Origin of the sequence: Micromonospora sp. CV4, from assembly GCF_003667455.1 — a bacterium.
Lineage (GTDB): Bacteria > Actinomycetota > Actinomycetes > Mycobacteriales > Micromonosporaceae > Micromonospora.
The window spans coordinates 185,902-194,240 of sequence record NZ_RCVI01000278.1 but is presented as its reverse complement, the minus strand read 5'-3'; the positions used below and the strand labels follow the sequence as shown (position 1 = coordinate 194,240).

At 67.4% G+C, this 8,339-nt stretch carries 7 protein-coding genes; 2 read left to right on the top strand and 5 right to left on the bottom strand.

The features are described 5' to 3' along the window. From EAD98_RS17915 to EAD98_RS17905, 3 genes are all read right to left on the bottom strand, one after another. On the bottom strand, positions 1-962 hold a 962-nt coding region (locus EAD98_RS17915), incomplete at its 3' end, for a hypothetical protein (protein ID WP_147457427.1). Positions 963-979: 17 nt separating this feature from the next. After that, positions 980-2,902: a hypothetical protein gene (locus EAD98_RS17910; protein WP_147457426.1), complete on the bottom strand. Its 1,923-nt coding sequence runs from the start codon at positions 2,900-2,902 to the stop codon at positions 980-982. 230 nt (positions 2,903-3,132) lie between these two features. Continuing rightward, positions 3,133-3,765 (bottom strand): toll/interleukin-1 receptor domain-containing protein, encoded by a 633-nt coding sequence (locus EAD98_RS17905; protein ID WP_158609817.1) that lies wholly within the window; start codon positions 3,763-3,765, stop codon positions 3,133-3,135. A 946-nt stretch (positions 3,766-4,711) separates the two neighbouring features. Here EAD98_RS17905 and EAD98_RS17900 point away from each other — a divergent pair. Together EAD98_RS17900 and EAD98_RS17895 are read left to right on the top strand one after the other, a co-directional pair. Then, a complete protein-coding gene (locus EAD98_RS17900; RefSeq protein ID WP_121655190.1) occupies positions 4,712-5,824 on the top strand; it encodes a serine hydrolase in 1,113 nt (370 codons plus the stop codon). A gap of 59 nt (positions 5,825-5,883) precedes the next feature. Further along, a complete protein-coding gene (locus tag EAD98_RS17895; protein ID WP_199723452.1) occupies positions 5,884-6,708 on the top strand; it encodes a MerR family transcriptional regulator in 825 nt (274 codons plus the stop codon). A 215-nt stretch (positions 6,709-6,923) separates the two neighbouring features. Here the strand turns inward: EAD98_RS17895 and EAD98_RS17890 are convergent, their stop codons facing one another. Both EAD98_RS17890 and EAD98_RS17885 read right to left on the bottom strand, forming a co-directional pair. After that, positions 6,924-7,109, bottom strand: a complete 186-nt coding sequence (locus EAD98_RS17890; RefSeq protein WP_147457425.1) for a hypothetical protein — start codon at positions 7,107-7,109, stop codon at positions 6,924-6,926. A 66-nt stretch (positions 7,110-7,175) separates the two neighbouring features. Beyond that, positions 7,176-8,165, bottom strand: coding sequence for a cation diffusion facilitator family transporter (locus tag EAD98_RS17885; RefSeq protein ID WP_121655187.1), 990 nt, complete (start codon positions 8,163-8,165; stop codon positions 7,176-7,178). Positions 8,166-8,339 lie beyond the last annotated feature (174 nt).

The following is an 8,339-nucleotide window of genomic DNA, read 5'->3' as shown; positions in this document are numbered from 1 at the left end:
GTCCTGCAAAACGCCCTGCACATGGTCGGCGGCGCGGCCAAGGCGTTCGGTGGCGGCTCGGGGGCGCCGCCGACCATGTGCAGGGCGTTTTGCAGGACCTGACGGCGGATCTCATCTACGTCGGCCGCCTGGACGAGCCCGGCGTCCAGCATCTTGGTGAAGATCTCGTCCGAGCTCGCGTATCGCGCCTGCCGCTGCTGCTCCAGCTCCAGCTGCCGGTTGTGCATCATCTGCATCACCTGCAGGGCGTCGTCGGGATGGTGGCGGAGGTGAAGTGCGATCAGCTGCAGCTCGCCCTGAACGCCTTGGGTCACCGCCTCCATTCGCTGCCGCTCCAGCTCCTGCTCGTTGCGCAGCGAGTCGACGTTCAGCACGTGGCCGCGACGTGTCAGATCCTTCTGCCGTTCGATCTGTTCCTGCTGCTGCAGGTATTGACGGGCGGCGGCGTCGACGGTGACGAACGCGGTAACGCTATGGATGGTGATGCCGTACTCGGTGATCACCACGGGACCGCCGAGGTGGAGGTCGTTGATCTCACGTTCGACCCGCTCGCAATCGGTGATCAAGTATCGCCGGCTGATGCCGCGCAGCAGAGCCAGGACCCGGCGGGAAACGACGGACACACCGTCCCGTACGCCCTCCCGGACCACCACATCCGGGCTGGTCGCCTGCCAGTTGACGGTCACGTCGGCGACGAAGGAAAACCGGTCGTTGCGGGTGGGCAGGTCATGCCCGCTGATCGTAATGCGGGTGTCGTGGCGGGTGGTGTCCACCTCGTACACGTTGCGGTAGACGCCGCTCAGCGCCTCGGTGAAGGTCAGCCGGTGATTCAGCTTCTCGACCGTCCCGTCGGCACGGGAGTACACGACCGTCACGCCGGCCCGTACCGGCGGCGCGGAGAACTGCATCCGGTTGACAGGTTGCTGGGTCAGAATCAGGGACTGGACCGGGTTCGGATTCATCGGTGCCTACTCCAGAATCAGATGAGGGCGGCAAGCACGGCCTGCGCGGTCCGCGGCGCCTGAGCGGTGCCCGGTTTCGACATCCAGCCGTGGACCATGTGCCGGACGAGCTTCTCGGTGCGCTCACTGCCGGCGCAGACGCTCGCCAGCATCAGCGCCAACGCCTGGCGCGCCTGCTCGTCCGGCTCGACGCGCTCGGCCCAGGAGCCCGCGATGTCCTGCGCGAAGCGGTGAAACATCGCGCCGTTCAGGGTGAAGTCCCAAGCTGCTGCCACGGCGTGCGAGAGCCCGCGGTCGGTACGGGCGAGTTGCAACAACAGCGGCCAGCGAACGGGGCCGGCATCCGCCGCCCCGACCAGGTCGGCCGCCAGGGTGAGAAAGGCGATCTCGCCGGTGGCGCTCTGCCCCTGATGCTGGCTGCGCATCCATTTCACCGACAAGTCGGTGGCGGGAAGCGCCTGGCGATGGTCGGCCTCGGTCAGCTCGGCGAGGCTGTAGCTGATCGCGAAGGCGACATCCGCGTACTCGGTGCGCGACAGCCGGTCGAGCTCCCGGAACGCCCGGTCCGGCATGGCGGATCCGAGCGCCGACCCGTACACCCGTGCAGCGGTTGCGTTCAGCTGCCACGAGTCGCTCGTGATCCACTCGCCGACCAGGGTCAGCGCCTGCTGCTGCAGCTTCTGGGAGCGGCCGGCGGCGCGCAGCGCGAAGGCGGCCATCTCCCGTTTGTTGTCTTTGGAGTCGTTCGCCCATGGTCGCAGCACGGTCTTGCTGATGTAGTCGAACGCGGTGGTGGAGATCAGCCCGATCGCCGCAGCCGCCCGCACCCGCACCGCGTCGACCGGATGGTTGGCCAGGTCGCCCAGCCAGCCGAGCAGATCTCTGCGCAGGCCGTCGTACTCACGCCACACCAGCTCGATGACGGCCCGCGGGTACGCCGGATCGAGGTACCGGATGATCTCGGCGGGTACCCGTCCGAATCGGGTGGTGATCTCGGACCGCACCACCTCGGCCCGGATCTGACGGACGCGATGGGTACGCCCGGTGGCGAACGGGTCGACCGCAGCTGCCGCCGGCGCGGGTGTCGAAGCAGTCGGGCGGGTGAGCCGCCGTTCCAATGACTCGGCCGGTTCCACCACGCTCTGGTACGGCAGCCCGTCGAGCAGCGCGACCGCGATCGCTAGGTACTTCAGCGAGGGTGTGGCCAGCCCGTCGAACCAGCTCTCCACCTCACCGGCCACCGATGACTTCATCCGGGACCGGAGCAGACCCAGCTCCAGCTGTCCGCGGGCCATCAACTCCTCGACGTGCACCGCGAATTGAGCGGCCCGGTCGCGTGCGGAGTCGGAGGTGACGGCGTCGTTGAAGACGGCGCAGAAATCCGGCCGGCTCAGCAGATTGTCCGCGCGGATGTCGCCGAGCCGATACCTCAGGTGGCTTTCCATGATAGAGCGGTGGCTCGGCGGTTGCTCGATCCTGATCACAAAGCTCTGCAGGCCGGAATCGGAGAGAGCCAGGCCGGCGGCCATGGTGATAATCAGCTTCGCACCGAGCGCGCCGAGCTTGGCGTCGAGATCGTTCAGGGCCAGGGTGGTGAGCGCGCGCGCCCTGGTGTCGTCGATCTCCTCGATCAGGTAGCCGCCGGCCTTGGTGATCGTCGTGGCCACGTCGCCGATCGGCACGTCCGGCGCGAAGCTGAAGATCTCGGTCTGGTGGTTGTCGAGCAGGAGCCGCTGGGCGGTGGCGCTGCGGCCGGTGCCACGTGCCGCCTGCAGGATCACCACGTTCCGGGTCCGGCTGCGACCGAGCAACGCCGCGTACGCGGTATCGGCCACAAAGGCCTCGCGCAGCAGCCGGGTCTGCGCCGGGTCGATGCTGTAGAGAACTGTGGATCGGCCGCCCGGCGACGTGACGTGGTAGACGTACTGGTTGCCGGACACGCTTTGCACCGATGCAGCGCTGCCGAAGAACGTCCCGCCGGAGGCGAACACGACCTCGGCCTCGCGGCGCAAGTTGTTGGTCTCGGCGGCCTGTCCGGGCTGTTGCGCGTTGGCCGCGACGTCGTTGCCGGCCTGCCTGACCCCGCGCGGCTTCTCGGACCGGTCAGGTGCCGACGGACCTTGGGCGGGGACGGGGAGTGGGGCAGGCGGTGGGCCGGCCGGATCGGTGCTCACGGCGTACCGCCGTAGACGTTCTTGTCCCCGCTCACGACGTCGGCATTTCCGTGTAGGTCTTTGATGTAGGTGCCGCCGCGCTCGAAATAGACGCCGTCCGACCCGAAGTTGCCCCGCGCCGCCGACGGTGCAGCTTGGTCAGGCACCCCTTCCGTCGTGCCCTTGATCGGGCGGACCCACTTGGACAGTTCGTTGACGATCGCGGGCAGGTCGATTTCGGACTCCCGCTGCCGCAGGTGCATGGCTTGCCGGGTGGTCAAGCCGCGCACCGTCACCGGCAGGTCGTCGACCCGGGGAAGCTTCGCGCCGTCGAGCAGCACCGGGATGACCCGAATCCCGGCAAGCAGCGCGGCTTCGATCTCCCGGCGCACGTAGTCGTCCGGGTGGTCGATCCGCCGTCGCGAGCTCGCGTCCGTCAGTGTCAACCAACGCTTGCCGATCAACACGAGCAGCAACCTGCTGCCCATGAGCGCCGACCAGAGTCGTGGCGGGAAGTCGGTGCCCGCTTCGATCGACCGGCTGTCCTTGAATACGTTCCCGTCGCCGAAGACAGTACGCAGATGGTTGTCGAGAAGAGGAGCCGCATAACTGTCGTCGTCCGACCGGTAATTGATGAAGATCTCGGACAAGGAAAGCCGCCTCCGATGGTCCGGAACAGGGCACAACCATGTCACGGGATCAGACGATGGGCAATCCGTTGCTTGGTGCCAGTAGTTGCCGTTTCGGGCAGGGCGGCAACCGTACCCATGCCGAAGTCGTGATCCTCGGATGATCGGGGTGCGAAGAATGGCCGGACGGCCACACGGCTGTCATCGGCGCGGATTAGGCGTACGGGGCCGAGCTGGCACGGTAAGGAAACGCGGTTACTTGAGCAGCAGATAAAGGCCCACGCCGGCAGCCACCAGAAGAGACATGCCATAGAGGATCACCAGGTCCGGGCTGCGCAACCCTCGGATGATCTGGCCCGGCGTGGGACGACCCACGGTTAGGCTCCAACCGTCCTGGTCGTCGCCGGCCGAAGGTAGGTAGAGATTCCGGTACTTGCGCTCGATCCCAAGCTCAACGCACCCACCGCCCGACTACGCAATCGCCCTGGAAGGGCGAGCAGCGTAAAGTGACGTCAGCCGTCCTGATTACGTGCGGTGCGGGCCTGCTGCAGGTGGCAGACCCTGACGGGTCCAGCCCGGATGACCTGGGCGCGTCTACCGGCGACCTCAAGCGGACGAGAATCACCCACGCGCCGCCGCCCGGACGAAGGCACCGCACCGATCGCCGACGCGGGCCATCGACGGGCCAGTAGCAGCGTCATCTCTGGGTCACGAGCGGGCACGACCGGGCAGGCGGACAACCACCGCGAATCGGCATTTCGGGGCACGGGGACTCGCTGATCACGCACTTCCAAATTGAGCGTCTAAGGCGGGGTTCGCGGCTACCGCGCGCGGTAGAGCCCGGCAGCCGGTTGCCCGACAATCAAGTGACGCACGTCATGCTTGGCCTTGACCCGAGGTCAGGGTGGAAGGTTCTCGCGTCGGCAGGAGCCGAAGGGAATCGAGCGCTTCGAAGGAGCGAACCACCGTGACCATCATTGTTTCCAACCGGACCGCCAACCTCCAGCGGACGATCGAGGCGATCATCGACCCCGGAATCATCGGGATCACGGCCCGCGTCAACGACGAGCAGGGCGAGTGGGTCGGCAGCGCCGGCGCGGCCGAACTCGGCGGGGACGTGAAGCCGCCCGCCGACGGGCACATCCGGATCGGCAGCAACACCAAGACCTTCACCGCGACCCTGGTCCTGCAACTCGTAGCCGAGGGCAGGATCGGGTTGGACGACCGGGTCACCGATCACCTGCCCGAGTTCGGGATCGACGAGCGGATCACGGTGCGGATGCTGCTCCAGCAGACCAGCGGCCTGTTCAACTTCACCGGCGAGATCTACGAAGACGGATCGATCGTGTTCGGCATCCCCATGCCCTACGGCCCCAATGGTCAAGAATGGCTGGACAATCGGTTCAAGACCTACCGGCCGCAGGAGCTGGTCGAACTCGCGCTGTCCAAGCCTGCGCGGTTCGAGCCCGGGACGGGCTGGAGCTACTCCAACACCAACTACGTCCTTGCCCGGCTGCTCATTGAAGAGATCACCGGCCGCACTATCACCGAGGAGATGCGACGGCTGATCCTGACCCCGCTCGGCATGTCGCACACCGTGGTGCCAGACGGCGCGGAGATCGCCGAGTCGCACGCCCACGCCTATTACCGGTACGACGAGGACGGCGAGCCGCGCACGGTCGACATCACCCGCCAGAACCCTTCCTGGGTCTCCGCCGGCGGCGACATGATCTCAACTACCGAAGACCTCCACACGTTCATCGCCGCGCTCACCGGCGGCAAGCTCCTTCCGGACAGACTTCGCGAGGAGATGTTCGCCCCGCGTGCCACGGGCATCCCGGGCATGGACTACGGCCTCGGGGTGTTCGTGCTGACCACCGACGACGGCGCCACCGTCATCTCCCACAACGGCGCCTCCGTGGGCCACGCGGCGCTCATGTATGCCACCCCCGACGGGGCCAAGACCCTGACCGCCGCCCTGAACTGCGTGGACGATGCGAACCTCACCATCGCCGCGGCGTTCCAGAATGCCCAGCAGCGCCTCCTCAACGAGGTGTTCGGCGGCGGGCAGGCCGCGTAAACCCCTGAGAACCGGGGCCGCGCCGAGCTCGCTGAGCCCGGCGCGGTTCCCCGCACCCGGTGCGCGGTCGGCGCTCGAACCCAAGGCAGGATGAGCAGGTGCGCAACGGAGTCACGATCAGCCAGGCGGCCGCGTTCGTCGGCATCACTATCAAGACGGTGCGGCATTACCACAAGCTCGACCTGCTCGCCGAACCCGGACGCGACTCGTCGGGTTACCGGCGGTACGGGTCGGACGACCTGCTCAGGCTGGTGCAGGTCCGGACCCTGGCCGCCGCCGGCGTGACCCTGGCCGAGATCGGGCCTCTGCTCGAAGCCGACCCCGTTCTGTTCACCGCCGCCATCGTTCAAGTCGAGCAGCAGCTCGACGAACGCATCGCGGAGCTCACCGCGCGGCGCGCCATGCTGCACCGGCTCGCCGACGGCGACCGCGCGCTCCTGCCCGACCGCGCCGTGGACATGCTCAAGCGCATGCTCGACGTCGGGTACACCGAGGAAGAGGTCGCGGCCACCAGGGACGGCTGGGTTCTCGCCCGGGCGCTCGTTCCCGCAGGCTTCGACGACTACCTCACCCAGTTCGAACACGCCCTCAAAGACCCCAAGCTCACCGCCTTGACCAGGCGCATCGCCGAAGCCGCGACCTGGGAGGCGGACGATCCTCGCATCGACCGGCTCGCCGCGGACGCGGCCGACCACTACCTGGCCGACCCCGCACTGCTGAAGACCGTCGCGGGCATGCAGGCCCACACCGACACCGCGGCCCGCTACACGATGATCGCCCGCCACGGCGACCAGCCGACCCCGGCCATGGCACGGCTGTCCACACTCTTCGAATCAAAACTCCGCGCCGCCGGCGTCCGCATCCCGAGGTCCGGCCCCCATTGACCACGCAGCGAACCGGCCCCTTCGGCACGGATGCTCGCAACGCGGAGGGCCAGTCCGGGGGTGGACCGTCCGATCCCTTGCCACGTGATCGCATTGAGCAGCATGCGGCGACTGCGGGCGGCCGGCCTCCTGAGGCGAGCGGGTTCGAAGAACCATTGGGGAATCCGTTCCCATTGTGCCGTTCCGCGCAAACTGGTGATCAATGAGCGTGGCCTTCAACCGCCCGTCCGGTCGGTGAGGCGGCGCAGCGTTGTTTCTGGTTGGGGGAAGGTGAGCCGCAGGGTGCGTGCGGTGAGTCGCATGCCCCACCAGCTGAGTGCCGCGAGGTGACCGACGATGAGGGCGCCGGTGGTGTCAACGGTGAAGACCAGGGCGTAGCCGACCATCGAGGACCTCGACATCTGATCCACCCCTGACGAACCGCGGACGAGCCACCGGCTCGTCCGGCGATCGCACACGTCCCAACATCAGCAGGGGTGTTCCCGGCCGCGGCCGGGGCGTTCTGGGTCATGGCTGGGCGGCTCCGGGCCCGTGGCGGTGCGTGTCGGGTTGAGAAAGACGAACCGGACCGCCGGGTTACGCGCGGTCAACCGTCGTTTGGCCTCGTCGGCCACGTCCTCGATATCGGCGCCACTGACCTCGTCAGCAAAGTCGATCCTGGCGACAACGAGGATGTCGTCGGGACCGAGCTGCAGGGTCAGCAGCTCCACGATGCCGTGCACACTCGGCAGAGCGGCCAATTCCCGGCGGATCTCGTCCTGAACTGGCTCCCTTGCTGACCGGCCGACGAGCAGGGAGAGGTTGTTGCGGGCCAGAATGGTGGCCACCACGAGGAGTAGTACACCGATGGCGACCGATGCGATGCCATCCCAAACCGGGTCACCGGTCAGCTCGGCGAGCCCCAGGCCCGCTCCGGCCAACCCCAGGCCGACAAGGGCGGCGCTGTCCTCGAGAAACACGGCCATGATGGTGGTGTTGGGGGTGCGCCGCAGGACTCTTGCCGGACTGATTTTCCAGCGCTTGGCCCGGCGTCGTACCTGCCGTACCGTCCGGATCAGAGATACCGACTCCAGGACGAAGGAGACGACCAGCACCGCGTACGAGACGAGGTAATCTCCAGTCTCCTCGGCCGATGCGATGACATGGACGCCGTGGGTGATGGAGAAGCCGGCGCCGCTGACGAAGGTGAAGACCGCGGCCAGGAGGGCCCAGATGTAGCTCTCCCGACCGTAGCCGAAGGGGCGCGCGGCGTCGGCCCGGCGACCGCCACGACGTAGCGCCACGAACAGCAGTACCTCGGTGGTGGTGTCGGCGAACGAATGCGCGGCCTCCGACAGCATGGCCGCCGAGCTCGAGAGCAGACCCGCAACCACCTTGGCCACGGCGACAGCGACGTTGACGGAACCGGCCACGATCACGGTACGGACGCTCTGCGACTGCTCGTCCGACTCGGTCATGAAGCCAGGCTATGAGCCGTTTGCCGGCCGGGCGGCCAAACCGATAGGCACACGATCCAGGTGGGCCGCTGAGTGCCGAGGAGCTGCGGGAGTTGGCGCACCGCCGCCCTTGACCCCGTAGCCACTGCGACCCCCACCTGCGTGCTTAGCAGAGCGGGGATGCCGTCTAAGCAG